General features: G+C 31.7%; 12 protein-coding genes and 1 other RNA gene. 3 read left to right on the forward strand and 10 right to left on the reverse strand.

The window, feature by feature from the left end; all coding sequences use genetic code 11:
• Window positions 1-18 precede the first annotated feature (18 nt).
• The 4 genes from Z054_RS0125535 to Z054_RS0125555 form a co-directional block, all read right to left on the reverse strand.
• Window positions 19-2,352, reverse strand: coding sequence for a TonB-dependent receptor (locus Z054_RS0125535; RefSeq protein WP_024772840.1), 2,334 nt, complete (start codon window positions 2,350-2,352; stop codon window positions 19-21).
• 78 nt (window positions 2,353-2,430) lie between these two features.
• Entirely contained in the window at window positions 2,431-2,601 is a 171-nt protein-coding gene (locus Z054_RS31935; RefSeq protein ID WP_161635342.1) for a hypothetical protein, read from the reverse strand.
• A gap of 139 nt (window positions 2,602-2,740) precedes the next feature.
• Window positions 2,741-3,301 (reverse strand): RNA polymerase sigma-70 factor, encoded by a 561-nt coding sequence (locus Z054_RS0125545; protein WP_024772842.1) that lies wholly within the window; start codon window positions 3,299-3,301, stop codon window positions 2,741-2,743.
• A 197-nt stretch (window positions 3,302-3,498) separates the two neighbouring features.
• Entirely contained in the window at window positions 3,499-4,095 is a 597-nt protein-coding gene (locus Z054_RS0125555) for a porin family protein (protein WP_024772843.1), read from the reverse strand.
• Between the two features lie 469 nt (window positions 4,096-4,564).
• On the opposite strand from Z054_RS0125555, the gene Z054_RS0125560 reads away from it, so the two are divergent.
• A complete protein-coding gene (locus Z054_RS0125560) occupies window positions 4,565-5,164 on the forward strand; it encodes a TetR/AcrR family transcriptional regulator (RefSeq protein WP_024772844.1) in 600 nt (199 codons plus the stop codon).
• A 159-nt stretch (window positions 5,165-5,323) separates the two neighbouring features.
• Here the strand turns inward: Z054_RS0125560 and Z054_RS0125565 are convergent, their stop codons facing one another.
• From Z054_RS0125565 to Z054_RS0125575, 3 genes are all read right to left on the reverse strand, one after another.
• Window positions 5,324-8,839, reverse strand: coding sequence for a T9SS type A sorting domain-containing protein (locus Z054_RS0125565; protein WP_024772845.1), 3,516 nt, complete (start codon window positions 8,837-8,839; stop codon window positions 5,324-5,326).
• A gap of 3 nt (window positions 8,840-8,842) precedes the next feature.
• Window positions 8,843-9,268, reverse strand: coding sequence for a hypothetical protein (locus Z054_RS0125570; protein ID WP_024772846.1), 426 nt, complete (start codon window positions 9,266-9,268; stop codon window positions 8,843-8,845).
• Between the two features lie 530 nt (window positions 9,269-9,798).
• A complete protein-coding gene (locus Z054_RS0125575; protein ID WP_024772847.1) occupies window positions 9,799-11,424 on the reverse strand; it encodes an ABC-F family ATP-binding cassette domain-containing protein in 1,626 nt (541 codons plus the stop codon).
• A 246-nt stretch (window positions 11,425-11,670) separates the two neighbouring features.
• On the opposite strand from Z054_RS0125575, the gene Z054_RS0125580 reads away from it, so the two are divergent.
• Window positions 11,671-13,116 (forward strand): TlpA family protein disulfide reductase, encoded by a 1,446-nt coding sequence (locus Z054_RS0125580; RefSeq protein ID WP_024772848.1) that lies wholly within the window; start codon window positions 11,671-11,673, stop codon window positions 13,114-13,116.
• A gap of 55 nt (window positions 13,117-13,171) precedes the next feature.
• On the opposite strand, the gene fsa is transcribed toward Z054_RS0125580, so the two are convergent.
• The 3 genes from fsa to ffs all read right to left on the reverse strand — a co-directional run bounded on the left by fsa (window position 13,172) and on the right by ffs (window position 15,018).
• Window positions 13,172-13,825, reverse strand: a complete 654-nt coding sequence (gene fsa, locus Z054_RS0125585; RefSeq protein ID WP_024772849.1) for a fructose-6-phosphate aldolase — start codon at window positions 13,823-13,825, stop codon at window positions 13,172-13,174.
• 151 nt (window positions 13,826-13,976) lie between these two features.
• Window positions 13,977-14,798, reverse strand: a complete 822-nt coding sequence (locus Z054_RS0125590; RefSeq protein ID WP_024772850.1) for an SDR family oxidoreductase — start codon at window positions 14,796-14,798, stop codon at window positions 13,977-13,979.
• Window positions 14,799-14,919: 121 nt separating this feature from the next.
• An RNA gene (ffs, locus tag Z054_RS31170) (signal recognition particle sRNA small type) lies at window positions 14,920-15,018 on the reverse strand.
• An 87-nt stretch (window positions 15,019-15,105) separates the two neighbouring features.
• On the opposite strand from ffs, the gene Z054_RS0125595 reads away from it, so the two are divergent.
• Window positions 15,106-16,161: a glutaminyl-peptide cyclotransferase gene (locus tag Z054_RS0125595; protein WP_024772851.1), complete on the forward strand. Its 1,056-nt coding sequence runs from the start codon at window positions 15,106-15,108 to the stop codon at window positions 16,159-16,161.
• The last annotated feature ends 83 nt before the right edge of the window (window positions 16,162-16,244 follow it).

The raw sequence follows: 16,244 nt of genomic DNA on the forward strand, positions 1-16,244 counted from the left end.
CCTTGTTGATTTCACTTTTTAGAATTTATAGGTGTAATTAATTGATGGAATAAATTGCAGGATTGATACTTTTTTAAGTTTAGCATCATCAAAATAATAATAGAAAGGATTCTTTCTTCCGTAAATATTATATATTGAAAATCCCCAGGTACGTTCTCTATTCTTTGAAAATCTTTTATGAAATTGAATTCCTAAATCCAAACGATGATAGTTCTCTCCTCTAAAATTATTTCGCTCTGTGCTAAAAGGTGTTCCACCATTAGAAAGGTCTGGGATTGTTATCGGAAAGGTACTTGTATTTGATAAAGACTCGGTATCCGGAAGATTAAAGTTATTCCCCGAAGAAAACAACCATGTTCCCGATAGTGTAATACGATCACTAGGTTTGTATATACCAACCAAAGAAAGGTCATGTCTTCTGTCATATTTTGAAAAAAACTTGCGCCCTTGATTTAGTTCATCAAATTGTCTTTCTGACCAAGATAATGTATACCCTAACCAACCGGTAAGCTTTCCTGTTTTTTTACGTAATAGTATTTCTGTACCGTAAGCCCACCCTTGGCCTGTGGTAATATTTTCTTCCCAATCAATTTCTTTTCCTGTTCCCAAGTCTTCTAATAACAAGAATGAGGCTCCTTCTTTATATGCTATCACATCATCCATTTTTTTATAATACCCCTCGACAGTAATAGAATATCCATCATCCATAAAATCTTTAGCAACTCCTAATGCATATTGTTCAGAAACCTGAGGCTTCAACTTATCAGTAGAAGATACCCAAAGATCTGTTGGTAATCCTATTCCCGAATTCGAAAGTAAATGAATGTATTGATTCATTTTGGAATAAGAAGCTTTTAATGCCAAATCAGGTTTTACATTCCAGGCAATGGTTGCTCTTGGTTCCAGATTAAGGTAATCTGTTGATTTAAACTGAAAATGAGTTAATCTTAACCCGGGAGAGAAACTTAATGTATTGGTGATTTTCCAGTCGTCCTCTAGATATAAAGCACTCTCCAGAGATTCAATCCTTTGTGTAATATCAGAATTACTTTCTCCTGTTTCTCTTATCCTGGACTGTTTTGGCACAAAATTATGATATGTAGACGCAAGCCCAAAACGTATAGAATGCTTAGGGTTTGGATAATAATCAAAATCTGCTTTAACACCATAGTCATTGATTCCTGAGTTTGTTTTTAATTTAAAAATTTCATCATTAAACTTTTCATCAACCTTTATCCCGAAATTATAATTACTAAAAATTAAAGAAGTGTTAGAAAAAAACTTATCACTAAATTGGTGATTCCATCGTAACGTAGAGGTAATGTTACCCCAGAACAATTTTGTTTTCAAGTCATCTCCTGCTTCCTTTTCAACTGCATGAAATTTGTCTTGTCCAAAATAATTACTCCAATATAATTTATTTTTTTCATTAAAAACATGGTGTATTTTAAAGTTAAGATCCATAAAGTAATATCCTGCTTTTAAATCTGATTTTTGAAAAGGCTTAGATAATAGATCTGCATATGTTCTTCGTCCACTAAAAATAAAGGAAGTTTTTCCTTTTTTGATTGGTCCTTCTACCAATAGAGATGAAGATATTAATCCAACATTTATTTTACCACTCAACCTTTCTTTATTCCCATTTTTTGTGTCTATTTTGAGTACAGAAGATAATCTACCACCAAATCTTGCTGGAAACCCTCCTTTAAAGGTTTCTATAGATTTAATAGCATCTCCATTAAATACCGAAAATATACCAAATAAGTGGTTAGAATTATATACCGGAGCTTCATCCAATATAATTAAGTTCTGATCCGGAGTCCCTCCTCTTACAAAGAATCCTGCGCTTCCTTCATTACCTCGCTGAATCCCAGGTAATAACTGTAATGCTTTGATCACATCCTTTTCCCCCAAAATAGCAGGTATATCCTCTATTTCTGAAGGTTTTATGGATACGACACTCATTTGAGTTACCTGGCTTTCATTTACTCTTCTGTCTCCATCTATAATAACTTCATCTAAGCTTTCGGTTTCTAGCTCCATATCAAAATTAAGTGTGAGATCATTGTTAAGATCAATCGATTGTTTAATGGTACCATATCCTATATAAGACACAATTAATTCATGTGTTCCCCCAGGAATAGTAAGTGAAAAGAATCCGTAGTCATTGGTAGTGGTCCCCACTCCTCTACCTGGAATATAAATTGAAACAGCCGGTAAATATTCCTGACTACCTGATTCTTTTACATACCCACTAATTGTATATTTTTCTGATGTTTTTTGTTGGCTAAATATTTTACTAAAGCCCATAACTACTACCCAAAGGGCAAGAATTACTTGTCTTGTTTTCAATTTTCTAAAAAGTTTAATGATTATATATTCAAAATACCGATTATGACCAAGTCATGAATTTTTATTTTATAAACTATATCACAATACTATTCTTTGAATCCATAATCGTTGAATCTTATGATAATATGAAGTATTGTCAGAACTCTGAGAAACCCATTGCTGTACAAACGTTTCTTCTTCTGGAGTTGCTTTATCCGAAAAATATTTAATCAAAGCATATTCTAAGTTAATTTGGTTGTGCATATTCATAACAGATTTCATTTTAATAAAAATTATATGTTATTCCTCTACTATAACAAAGCGTTTTGAATCATCTCTGTATAGTTATGTATATGACGAATAGAAAAGAAGTTACACGTAACCGGAAAGTAAAAAAAATGAAAATAAATTATAAATAACTGATAATCAGAATTATAAAAACAAACAAAACTAATGATTTTATTTTTTTAAGGGCATTACTGATATGAGTTTCGACAGTTCTCTTGCTTATATTAAGTTCATCGGCAATCTCTTGATTGGTTTTTCCTTCGAACCGACTTAGAATAAATATTTTTTGATTCTGATCAGGAAGAGCCCTGATGGCTTTGTAAATTTTTTCTTGTAATTCTGTTTTCCCTATCTCTTCATCATCTTCTTCTACAAGAATAGAAGATTCTTTTTGAATGATATCTTTATGTTGTTGACGAATATTATGAATTTTGATATGATCAAGGCATCGGTTTTTTACAGAGGTATATAGAAACGATTTTAAAGAGGTATGGATAATAAGCTCATCTTTTCTTTCGTACAACTTTATAAACACTTCTTGCGTAATATCTTGTGCTGTATCAAGATCCTGAACATATTTTTTTGCATATATCGTAAGTACTTTAAAATATTCCCTAAATACAGACTCAAAAACTTTGACATTTTTGTTTTTGATTTGTTCTATGATAAGTTGATCACCCAAACGTTAGTTTTGAAAATTATGCTATCAAATATCTTACAAAGATAAAATTACATTGCTATTCTCAAAGAACGAAAAACTCAACCATATGTTACAAAAATTAAAGAAACAACCTCTTCTTTTATTATTTCATAATCTATACAAAGCATAAAGGGGTTATTGAAATTTACCTCTTCTAACACCCCTCTAATACTAAACAATTAGAAATTAAATCTATACGATATACCTACTTGCAAAACTTCATTAAATTGTTGTTTTTCTTTATAAATGGATTGTTGTGAAAAGTTGTGGAAATCACCATCAAAAACATCCACTGTTCCTCGTTTATATCTGGCCTCTACTCCTATTCCGTTTTTAAATTCATAACCTAAACCAACCGCAATCGAAACATCTACAAAAGTAATATCATTGCCTTCATCCCTATTTATAATACCTACTGGAGTATCGTCTACATCAAAATCAATACTTGGCGCAATTATAAAATGTAAACCTGTATTTCTAACATAAAATTTGTTTGTTGCTGATATTGAGAGATAATGAATTTCGACATCACTCCCTGTTGAAAACTTAGTATTACCTCCTTGATTTGAATATCCTATTTCGGGTTGAAGAGCATAAAGTTTTGAAAATCTAATATTTAATAGTGCTCCTAAATAAACCCCTGGTTTAGTTTCTAAATTTGAATCAGAAAGATTAGAAATATTAACCCCACCTCTTAATCCAAAAGATGTCTTTTTTTGTGCTGAAGTAATACCGAAAACACCAATTAATGTAAATACCAATAAAAGTTTCTTCATTTTAATAAAAATTATATGTTATACTTTTTAGAGAATAAAGCATTATGCTTCATCTTTGTTCAATCATTACTATGACGTATAGAAAAGAAGTGACACGTAACTAAAGAATGATAAAATTTCAAAAAAAACATAAATAATTAAAAATCAACCTTATAAAATAGTCAAAATAAATAGTTTTATTTCTACGGTATTGATCATTAAAATTATATTGTTCTGTTACAAGTATTGAACTCATCAAGTACTATGAGAATTGGATTTTCTCTCATGAATAATATCCTATGTTGTTGTAAATCCTGTGATTCTTCATATAGTTTACATCAAAAACAATACAAGGATTAGCCATTATCCATACATATTTTCACTTAACTTTTTGGTTATTTATGTTCTAAACAATTAAGTTTGAGGAATGGAAAACAAAAATTAGAACTACTTTTCACAAAGTAGTTTGATTTTGATAAACTTATCAAACGTGGGAAGAAAGTCGGTACTCAAAAACAGAAAAGAAAAGAACAAAAAAGTAGAGCAATGGACTCTGGCTATACTCCCAAAATTAAAGACTACTGATTTAGGTGAGTTAACCATGGATGATCTGGCTTTGCTAATGAAGAAAAGCAAATCTACTATCTATCAATACTTTACTACAAAAGAAGAGATTTTTGAATATATCACACAAGTAAGAATAGATTATTTGTACACCTATAAAAATCAGATTACAGAAGAAATTTTGAAATTAGATTACAGATGTGAAACTCTAGGGCGTATTCTTATGGAGGGAGCTAAGGATGTTTCTTCATTTTTTTTAAGACAATTGCAAGAACATTATCCCACAGCATGGAAAATTATTGAAGAATTTTTGTGCGCATTACTTGAAGATTTAAAACAATTTTACATCTTAGGAATAGAAAACAATATCTTCAAACCTATATCATCTGAACTTCTTATCAAACTAGATGAATACTTTATCAGGCAATTAATTACTGACGATAATTTCTTTGACCAGACCGAAGAAACATTAGAATCTACAATGAGAGACTATATGTATTTAAAATTTGAAGGATTAAAAAAATAATACCATTTGTATTTTGAATTTACTGGTAAAGAAAATTAAGATTTTTTTGTTTCAGTAGATTTAAAGTGTAAATGGTATAAGATTGTCTTTTATAATAAGTATACCTATAAGTAGAGACTTATAGGTATACCATTACTTTAGCGTTTTAACATAATAAGATTACCTGATCACAATTCTGGTTGTATTTGTTATTCCTCCATCTCCAAAAACCTTAACTAGATACATTCCAGATTTAAGATTTTCTAAAGACAAAGTTTGTTGGGAATCATTGAGTGTTCCTATATTTTTTGAGTATACAAGTCTACCACTTATGCCATATATTTCGACCACGCTATTGTTAATTACAGTTCCGGATGAAATTTGCACTTCTCCATTAGAAATCGTTGGATATAAAAGAGCTCCTTCCGAACTTCGAAGAGGTTTTTCTACTTCTTCCACTTCTTCTGCTACCAATTGTTTTTCTGGAGCATTTATAGAGCGAATAGCCCAACCAAAAGAAGTAAATAAAGGATCGGAAACTAACCGAAAACGTACTGCAATAATATCTCCTTCCTGAAAGAAGTCTAATAAATTGATAGATTGTTCTTTAAACAATTCATCACTTATTGATGGAGAGGGCCCAGAGTTAAAAGCATCTGTCCACTCTGGAAATCTTTGTGCATCATAGGTATCTAATCGTATCCAATCTTTTAAATCGCTAGAAGCTTCTATCGTTACATAATCATAAAATTGACCCGGTGCAGGATCAAATTCTGTAATTGCAACATCTTCATAGGTAAAACTTCCATTCTCTGTATTAACAATAATAGGATGCCTTAAAACAGTGCGATATTCTGAATCGTTTAAATATGGATGTGCAGAATTATTGAGAACTGCCTGACTTACCGTTTCATTAATTGTATTGATCACAAATTCTCCTCCAAAAGTATATACATCAGATAGCTCAAAAGTTTCAATAGAGACAAGGTTTTTTGGAACAGTATAATCAATAATATCAAATGAATCTGAAGAAATAACAGAAGTATCCCCTGCGCTATCAATAGCCTGCATTCCAACAGTATAGTTTCCTTCTTCTAAATTCTCTATCACATAAGAAAACTCAGTACCTTGTTCGATATTATCCGTAATTTGAGCTATTTCTTCTCCTCCCAAATACACTACTATTTTCTCAATATCCTCATTTTCCTGTACATAAGTAATCTCTGCATTTTGATTTTCTACAGATTCTTGTGCTGCAGCAATAATTGTTGGAGGTGCATAGTACTTAGGTGGCTCATATCCTTCAAGTTCTTCAAGAGTAGCGGTCCAGACTCCTCTACCATGAGTTGCCATAACTACTTCATCATTTACGATTTTCATTTGCCATACAGAAAAAGCTGGCAATCCAGCCAGTAGCGACCAATGTTCTCCTCCATCTAATGTTTGAAATACTCCAATATCTGTTCCTACCCAAATTCTATCTTCATCAAATGGCATTTCTACCAAACTATGAATTGCGACATCTGGAAATCCTCTATCTTCTCCTGTAGAAAACCCTGAAATATCTACCCAGGTTTGTCCCAAATCTTCTGTTTTCAATATTTTAGCTGCTCCTTGTCCAGAAAATAATACATACGCTCTATCCTCATTTGTAGAAGAAGTTTCTACTCCGGAAATAAAATAATTATGATTAATACCATCTCTTGGATCAGAGAATAACGCCGTAGGTTCATAAGACACTCCATTATTCTTAGAGACATGAATCACATAACTTCCTGATTCTGTCATTGCATTACCAGCCCATACGACATCTGGATTAGCTGTAGACACAGAAACATCTAATGAACTTGAAGCTCCTACCGAAAAATTGTTCGGAATAGAAGTTAATTCCCATGATTTTGCAAAATCAAGAGATCTCCATACTCCACTAATAGAAGGACTGAAAAGTGCATTAGGATTATTATTTGAATTTGTGATTTTTGAATAAAAAGGTGATGTTCCTGCTCCCGATTCTCCATGTCTGGCATTAAATCCTTCACCATTTTCGTAACGTACAAAACCATTAAATTGGGAACCACCTATAAACTCATCAGGATTGTCATAATTCCATAATACTTCAAACCCATCTCCCCCAATGACAAACTGGTATGCGGTTTCATCGTTTGCTCCATTTTCCGTTAATGATATCCAGGTTCCATTATCCTGCGCTCCTGCCATATAATCTTCTGTTCCATTACGTTTATCGGCTCCATAAAATTGTGTACAATTCAGTCCTACGGCAGAAGTAGACCAGTCATTAAGCGTTGTTCCCGGTTCATATAAATAATCTGTATGATATATTCCTCCATCATTAGCAAGGATTAATTTAAACTTCTTTTCTTTTCTTTTCTTTATCCATGTTAAACCATGTTGGTCTACGTGAACATAATTATTTAATTCGCCATTATAACCCGCTGCGATAGGCTGAAAAGTATAACTCACTGGCCCATCTTTACTTTTAGTTTTAGTTCCAGTTCCTGCTTTAACTATTTGTACTCTATGCATCACTACTCCTCCTGCATAAAAAACATTTTCATTAAAAGGATGTGCTCTTATTATATTGTCATACCATCCTTGTCCAGTAATCAAATTTCCTGCTGCGGGAGTTCCTTCATAACCAATTAATCTAAACGTTTCCCCTGCATCACTGGTAAGGTAAAAATCAGTATTCACTGCAGTAGTTGCTCCACCACTACCTGTGTACACCGAAATAAAAACTCTATTTGGATTAGCTGGAGAAACATCAAGTTCAAAACGTGAATGGTTTGAGTTGTAATCATCTCTATTCAACACTAAATCCCATGTTAGTCCACCGTCCGTACTTTTTATAACTCCAACACTATTTACACCGCCATAAAGCGTATTAAAATTTGTAGGGTCATAGTTAAGATCCTGAACATTTCCTGCGTTATACGTATTCTGCCATGTTACTCCTCCATCTGTGGTTACATATATACCATTTCTACTTGCAACAACAAGATTATTTTCATCTTCAGGATTTAAGGCTAATCGGCCAATTCCTCCAAAATTTTTGGTGTTATTAAGATATTCCCAACTACGGCCTCCGTTTACGCTTTTTAAAACTCCAACTCCTCCAACTGCATCTAGGTTGTTAAAAGGTTCTCCTGTTCCCAGATACAATGTTTCGGGATCACTTGTTCCCACTGCAACTGTAGATGTAGACAGGTTAGGTATTTTATAATCTGTAAGATTTTCCCAGGTAGTTCCAGCATCTTCGGTTACCCAAAGTCCGCCACCAACAGTACCTGCATACCACTTATCATCATTATCAGGAGCCACTACAATACCACGTATCCTGCCTGGTACATTCACAGGCCCTCTTTCTGTCCATTTAATAATACTAGAATTCTTAGCAGTAGATCTATTTTTCATCGCTTTTTGATGCTCTGTCATCAAGAAACCATCTTTATATGTAGATTCTTCGGCTCCTATAGGTTTTAAAAGGTTTGCCTTATACTCTGCTATGATTTCAATTCCTTTCTTCTTGTTATAATCTTTCTTTTTTTTGAGTTTTTTAGAAGTTTCTACAGTGCTTATTTCTGTGCGTTTTTGTTCTTGGTTTTTATCGCACGAAGAATAAACGATTAGTAGAAAGATAAGAACAGCCAATTTTCGAAAATAAAATTTGTGTGTCATGAGTTAGTTGTTTAAATTAATAATTGTTATTTGTGTTTGAGTCTTTGACTGAAGTAGATCATCAGGATTTTCAGAAGTCGGTTTTTGTTCCATCCCGATGTAAGGAACAAGTTTTATAGAGGTATCATCATTCCAATCAACATTAGACCCTCTAAAATATCCTTGTTTTATAATTTTTTTTGTTACAGCGTTATATACAGTATATTCAAAATGAGTAGCTGGATCTCCTGGCTTCATTATCTTTTTAACATGAAGCTCCATCGACTTATTTCTGTTTAGCTTTGAAATAATCATATCATTTTTCATAGGTGTAACAGGCTGATGTGATGGTTTATCTTGCGTAGTTTTATTTTCTACAGTTTTACACTGAGCAAAAGAAAATATGGTTAAACCAAAAAAAAGGATACTTATAATTTTTCTCAATAACATCGATACTATTTTATAAATCGCTTGTGAAAGTTTTATTAACTATTCGTTAAATCGGTAATTACTTTCGGTTTTTGGGGAAAGAATATGGTGAAAGCTTATACTTTTATATAAATAATAAAAGACAACCGCATAACATACCTCTAAAATAGTTTTTATTTTTTTAAAAATCAACTACTTACTACCTGATTTAACAAAATAAGTGTAGTTCAATTTCATGTCTACAGGTAAGTTTTTGAACGATGATTTTTTAATTTAAAATCTAGATATGCAAAATATTCAACAACATATATGTTGCCAAATGGCCATAACTATAGTTTCAAGATCATACTAATGCACTTGTCAACTTAAGTTATAAGCAGAGCTAACCTCGTATTTTGAAATTATCTTTTATATTTTTCAAAACAGAGTTATACTCCTAAAATAGTTTTAATTAATCTCCTTATTAGGGAATACTATATATGGAAAGATGAATAGAATTATAAGATACAACTCTAAAATTAACTTGTTATTTACTGATTTTGGCAATAAAATTAAACATTCACGCCATACATTTTTTCTCGTAGTTCTTTAATTTTCGGATCACTCATATACTCGTCAAATGTAGCATAACGATCGATAACTCCGTTTGGTGTTAGTTCTATTACTCTGTTACCCACGGTTTGAGCAAACTCGTGATCATGAGTAGTAAATAAGACTGTACCTTTAAACTTTTTCAATGAATTATTAAAAGCGGTAATTGACTCTAAATCAAGGTGATTTGTAGGCTCATCCAGCATCAATACATTTGCTCTTGTCATCATCATTTTGGATAACATACAACGAACTTTTTCACCTCCAGATAGTACATTTGATTTTTTTAATGCTTCTTCACCACTAAAAATCATTTTTCCTAAGAACCCTCTAATAAATACTTCTTCTCTTTCTTCTTCTGTAGTTGCCCATTGACGTAACCAATCAACTAGTGTAAGGTCATTTTGAAAATATTCACTATTATCTGCTGGCAAATATGATTGAGTAGTAGTAATCCCCCAGTTAAATTTACCAGAGTCTACTTTTTGCTTATCATTTAGTGCCTGATAAAATGCAGTTGTGGCTCTTGAGTCTTTAGAGAAGATAACAACTTTATCTCCTTTATTTAAATTAATATCAATGTCTTTAAATAGTGTATCACCATCCTGGCTTGCTGTTAATCCTTCTACATTCAGGATTTGATCACCTGCTTCTCTATCTCTTTCGAATATTATAGCAGGATAGCGGCGACTTGATGGCTTAATATCTTCGATATTAAGTTTTTCTATCATTTTTTTACGAGAAGTAGCTTGTTTAGATTTTGCTACGTTCGCACTAAATCGTGCAATAAACTCTTGTAATTCTTTTTTCTTCTCTTCTGCTTTTTTATTCTGCTGGGCTCTTTGTCTTGCTGCTAATTGAGAAGACTCATACCAGAACGTATAATTACCACTATAGTGATTAATTTTACTAAAATCAATATCCGAAATATGTGTACATACTGCATCTAAAAAGTGACGGTCGTGAGATACCACAATAACAGTATTCTCAAAGTTTGCCAAAAAGCTTTCTAACCATGAAATGGTTTCATAATCTAAATCATTTGTTGGCTCATCCATTATTAAAACGTCTGGGTTACCAAACAAACATTGTGCTATCAATACTCTAACACGTTGTTTAGTATCAAGATCAGACATCTGGGTATAGTGCAATTCTTCTTTAATACCTAAATTAGAAAGCATTGCTGCTGCATCACTATCAGCATTCCAACCATTCATTTCTTCAAATTGTACTTGTAGCTCACCTATTTTCTCTGCATTTTCATCTGTATAATCTGCATAAAGGGCATCTATTTCTTTCTTTATTTTATAAAGAGGTTTATTCCCCATAATTACAGCTTCTAGTACCGTATACTCATCATATGCATAATGGTTCTGTTCTAAAACAGACATTCGTTTCCCTGGTTCTAGGTGTACATGCCCAGATGTAGCTTCCATTACTCCAGAAAGAATTTTAAGAAATGTGGATTTCCCAGCACCATTGGCGCCAATAATACCATAGCAATTGCCCTGTATAAAAGAAGTATTTACTTCATCAAAAAGAATTCGTTTACCAAATTGAACAGAAAGATTAGAAACTGATAGCATGAGTATGAAAAATTGTAAGATTTAAATTTGCCGCAAAAGTAGATAAATGGATTCAGAACCTGAAACAATATATCATTAATTTCAAAGACTTATCCTATAGCCTATTTGTCATCAAAAAATTGGAAATTGGAAAATTTAAATGCTCCAAATCGTTAATATGTATAGAATTAACTTATAATTAACAACCGCAGTAGGTGTTTCCCTTTATTTTTGGGCAAATAGTAAGTTAATTTTATAGCGTCAGAAATGCAGTTTTCCGTATTAAGATATTTTGTTCAAGTTTCTTTTTTATCATGCTTTATATGTAGCTGTGGTTCTTCTGAAAAAGACAATAAAGAATATACTTATTTTGGAGGTGAAATTGTAAACCCAAATACTAATTATGTTATTTTATCTAAGGGTTATGATTATAGGGATACTATTCGGCTGGATAAAAACAATAGGTTTCTACACAAAATAGAAAATTTAGAAGATGGGTTATATTCTTTTAAACATAATCCAGAATACCAGGTGGTACTTCTCGAAAAAGGAGATAGTGTACTGATTCGATTAAATACTTTAGAATTTGACGAATCTCTTGTTTTTACAGGCGAAGGTTCGGGAAAAAATAATTTTTTAATCGATTTATTTTTACAGAACGAAATTGAGCGTGAAAGTCTAAAAAGAACAAGTTTTAGGCAGTCTTCTTCGTATTTTAAAAAAAATCAAGATTCTTTACTAAATATAAAATCTACTGCTTTTGAAAAGTTAGTCAACAAAAATGAGTTGAGTAATTTGGCAAAAAAGCTTACTCAAGCGAGTTTTATATTTGAATATTATATGAGGCATGAATTGTATTTTAATAGCCGTTATGAAATGGGAGGTCTCAATGCAACTAAAGAATTATCTCCTTCTTTTTTTAATTATAGAAACCAGATTGATTTTAATGATGATGAATTGAAGAGACTATATTCTTATAATTGGTTTTTAAATTGTTATTTCACTAATGCTTCTCTTTCTAATATCGATAATCAACTACGACATAATGATGATTTAGAAAATTTTATTTATAAATTGGACTTAATTGATAATGTTGTAGAGCATTCGTATATCAAAAATAACTTATTAAGGAGATCTACTATTCGTTTTTTATTGGATGATAGTGAAAATAATAAAGAATCAGACATAGCTTTAAAACATTACCTATCAGTAAGCACCAGTAATCGATCGCAAAAGGAATTAAAAAAACTTGCCAGACATATTTCAAAATTAAGGCCAAACAAAATTATTCCTGATCAGGATTTAATTACTTCAAAAGGTGAAACTGTGAAATTATCATCACTTTTTAGCAAACCAGTTACTGCTTTATATTTTTGGTCGATAGAAAGCAAAGATCATTATGTAAAGGCCCATGAAAAAGCAACATATCTTAGTTCTTTGTATCCTGGTATCGATTTTGTTGCTGTAAATATTGACCCTGATCAAACAAAAAATTGGTTAAAAACTATAAAAAGACATCATTACAACTTGGATAATGAATACGAATTTAAATACCCAAAATGTTCTTCAGAAGAATTGGTTATTCATTATAGAAATAAAGTTATTCTTGTAGATCAAGAAGGTAAGATAATAAACCCCAGCACAGATTTATTTGCTTCTGTTTTTGAGAAGCAACTCATGCAATATACGCAATTGGCAAGTTTAGAAAATTAAAAAGCCACTCAATAGAGCAGCTTTTTATAAATTTTATGGACAAGGAAAAACTAAATTAATTTCCTTTTTTATAATCTGCAAGAAACTTTGCAAGACCAATATCGGTTAATGGGTGTTTAAGTAATCCTTCAATAGAAGAAAGAGGTCCAGTCATTACATCTGCACCAATCTTAGCACAATCAATTACATGCATTGTATGTCTTACCGAAGCTGCCAAAATCTGCGTATCAAATCCGTAATTATCATAAATCAATCTAATCTCTGCGATAAGATTAAGTCCATCTGTAGAAATATCATCTAATCTACCAATAAACGGAGAAACATATGTAGCTCCTGCCTTAGCAGCAAGTAAAGCCTGCCCTGCAGAAAATACCAAAGTACAATTGGTCTTAATTCCTTTATCGCTAAAGTATTTTATTGCTTTTATACCATCTTTGATCATTGGTACTTTTACAATAATCTGATCATGAAGCTTAGCTAGCTCTTCTCCTTCTTTTATAATACCGTCAAAATCTGTAGAAATTACCTCTGCACTTACATCTCCGGTTACGATTTCACATATCTTTTTATAGTGATTAATAATATTTTCTTTACCGGTGATACCTTCTTTAGCCATCAAAGATGGGTTTGTAGTTACTCCATCCAGAACTCCTAAATCTTGCGCTTCCTTAATCTGATCAAGATTTGCAGTATCAATAAAAAATTTCATAGTATTGTTTTTAAAATTGTTGTGTATAAATTTTGCACTTTTATAGATCGCGAATATAAAAATAATCGTTGTAGGCTAATAAAATCTTTTTGTTAATTAAAAAAATATCTTTTATCTATAAAACTCTTATATTCAATTACAGAAGTAAAAATCATAATTTATAATGATTCATTAGCATCTTCTCATATACTCTATCTGGTAATATTCTTTTTAGTACAATAGAAAATTTTTGCATAAATGCTCCAACCTTATAATGCACCTTTGGTTTTTTATTTTTTATAATCTTAAAAACAGCTTCAGCCATTTCTAAAGGGTCATTGCCCGAATCTACATGGCTATCCATTAGTTTTAGTGTATCACCATATGGTTTTTCATATGGAGAATTTTCAATAACCGGGGCATGGTAGCGCCCTGCAGCAATATTGGTTGCAAAATCACCAGGAGCCACATTTGTCATTCTAATATTAAAACTTTTTAATTCCATCCGCCATGCTTCTGTAGTCATCTCTAATGCAGCTTTAGAAGCGCTATAAATTCCTCTATATGGTAGCCCCATATATCCAGCTATAGAGGTGATGTTAATAACTAAACCACTACCCTGTTTTCGCATTACTGGCAAAACAGCTTTAGTAACATTAATTGGACCAAAGTAATTTGTAGTAAAATTTCGTACTATTTCCTCATTAGGGATTTCCTCTATCGGACCAGTAATACCTGCTCCAGCATTATTGATTAGTACATCTAATCGCCCATGTTTTTGTTCTATTGTTGCGATAGCAGATTTGATACTATTGGTATCAGCAACATCTAGTTCCAAAAGTGTAAAAAACTCAAAATCAGAAAATCGAGATGGATTACGACTTGTACCATATACAATATATCCTCTTTCTGCTAAAAATATTCCTATTGATTTCCCTATCCCAGAAGACCCACCTGTAATTAAAACTACAGTATCTTTTTGATTCGTGCTCATAATCGCAAATATACAATTCTGATTAACGATCTACTAATCTCAAAATATAAAATGATAGGAAACGATGATGGTGATTTGTGTGTTGATATTTAGTAAATAATATCAAAAATTAGGGCACAAAAAAAGGCAAGCTACCTACATCACACTGCTACAACCGTCTACCTTTGCTGCGTTCCCGCCCTGGAGGATTCAACAGGAGCTAGTTGTGTAGGACTTGCCGATGCAAAGATACAATCTTTAGGATATAAAACAATGATTTTTTAAACCCAATTAAAATAAATATCTTGCTTAAAATTTAATTATCACAATGAAGATCCATAACTCCTTCGTCATCATTATTTTAAGCATACTCAGTTTTTCTTGTGGAAGTAATCAGAATAAGCAAAAAAAATATTTTTCTATCAATACCGAGGATAATAAAACAAAATTTATGCTTGGTGAGACGATAAAAGCAAACATTATAAACGCTCAAAATATAAAAATTGATTCTGTCACCTTTCTTTTAGACAATAAAAAAGTAGCTTCTAAAAAAGATTTTAGTTATGAAGAAAAAATAGATAATGAAAAATTAGGAAATCATATCCTAACCGCTCAAGTTTTTTATGACGGAAATATAGATACAATAAGCAAAAAAGTTGCTTTTCTTAATAATATATCTCCAAAATTGTATTCTTATAAAATTATTGCAGAATATCCTCATGATAAAGAAGCTTTTACCCAGGGGCTAGAATTTTTTGGGGATACATTATATGAAAGCACTGGCAAAAAAGGAATGTCTTCTTTAAGAAAACTTAACTATAAAACTGGAGAAGTTCTTGTAAAAATAGATATCGCAAAGGAATATTTTGCTGAAGGAATTACGATTATGAATGATAAAATATTTCAACTGACCTGGACATCTAAAGAAGGATTTATCTATAATCTTAGTACCTTAGAGAAAACTGGAAGTTTTGCATATAATCAAAGTAAAGAAGGTTGGGGATTATGTAATAACGGAAATAAGATCTATAAAAGCGATGGTACAGAAAAAATATGGATACTTGACCCTAATACACTTGCAGAAGAAGATTATATAGAAGTTACTACAAACAAAGGTGTTAAATCCAGGTTTAATGAATTAGAATGGGTAGACGGAAAAATTTACGCCAATACCTGGCAAAAGGATGGGATTGCTATAATTAATCCCGATAGTGGTGCTTTAGAAGCTGTAATTAATCTTAGTGGTCTTCGTAAAAAAGTAACCCAACATGAAAAATTAGATGTACTAAATGGTATAGCATATAATAAAGACACCAAACGGTTATTTGTTACTGGCAAAAACTGGGATAAACTTTTTGAAATTGAAGTTATTAAAAAACCATAGCGTTTTTCGAGAAAAACCAATCATACACCATTAAATATTGATCATTATATTTCAATTTTCTGATACAATAAAGATTCATTTTT

The sequence above is a fragment of the Aquimarina macrocephali JAMB N27 genome (assembly GCF_000520995.1).
GTDB classification, from domain to species: domain Bacteria; phylum Bacteroidota; class Bacteroidia; order Flavobacteriales; family Flavobacteriaceae; genus Aquimarina; species Aquimarina macrocephali.